At 55.3% G+C, this 398-nt stretch carries 1 tRNA gene; it reads right to left on the reverse strand.

Features of this window, described 5'->3' with window-relative positions:
* Window positions 1–212: 212 nt before the first annotated feature.
* A tRNA-Leu gene (locus EIK80_RS25140) sits at window positions 213–298 on the reverse strand.
* Window positions 299–398: the final 100 nt, after the last annotated feature.

Genomic DNA, 398 nt, shown 5'->3' on the forward strand with positions numbered 1-398 from the left:
GGAAACGCTCATACTAATCACCTCGCCATGGCCGGCGACGCTCTTCCGACCACTAACTTACGCTACCGTAACCTAGTATAGGTCGACACAATAATCAAGGTTGATTCGTCCGACAGATGGATGGACAAAAATCCTATGAACCCAGCAAAGCGGTCCTCGGTCCCGGGCAAAGCAAAAGGGCCGGAACCTTTCGGTTCCAGCCCTTTACTTGCTGGTGCGAGTGGGGGGAGTTGAACCCCCACGAGCATACACTCACTGCCACCTGAAGACAGCGCGTCTACCATTCCGCCACACTCGCAGACAGTCGACCAACTTACACCCAGCCGTCCAATCGCACAACGTCCGGCGTGTCGCGTTGGTGGCAGACATGTATTGTTCGTGAATCTCCTACGGGTGCT

It is taken from the genome of Caulobacter sp. 602-1 (genome assembly GCF_003931565.1).
GTDB lineage: Bacteria > Pseudomonadota > Alphaproteobacteria > Caulobacterales > Caulobacteraceae > Caulobacter.